This is a genomic window from Paenibacillus sp. P5_B5 (assembly GCF_056400365.1).
Window position 1 is genome coordinate 1 of sequence record NZ_JBFULK010000065.1, and the last position, 431, is coordinate 431.

Sequence of the window (431 nt, forward strand, 5' to 3'; positions counted from 1 at the left end):
AAGCCTCCCGGACTCCCCGGACTCGACTTGACCGTATACAACGTGATCGCACTTCCTCCATCACTCGCTGGTGCGTCAAAKCTMACCGTCGCTGATCCGTTACCTGCGGTCGCAGTTACATTCGTCGGGGCACTCGGCACAGCAATCGGCGCGACGGGTGTCACACTCGTTGATGCCAACGATGCCATGGAGTCGCCTGCACTATTCGTGGCAACTACTGTGAACGTATACGMCGTTCCGTTCGTCAAACCCGAGACCGTAATTGGATCAGCGGTTGTTCCTGTTCCCGTGAAGCCTCCCGGACTCGACTTGACCGTATACAACGTGATCGCACTTCCTCCATCACTCGCTGGTGCGTCAAATCTCACCGTCGCTGATCCGTTACCTGCGGTCGCAGTTACATTCGTCGGGGCACTCGGCACAGCAATCGG

Annotated in this window: 1 protein-coding gene; it reads right to left on the minus strand. The window is 57.5% G+C overall.

All coding sequences use genetic code 11. The features are described from left to right. On the minus strand, window positions 1-431 hold a 431-nt coding region (locus tag AC1DOK_RS24570; protein WP_477556892.1), incomplete at both ends, for a fibronectin type III domain-containing protein.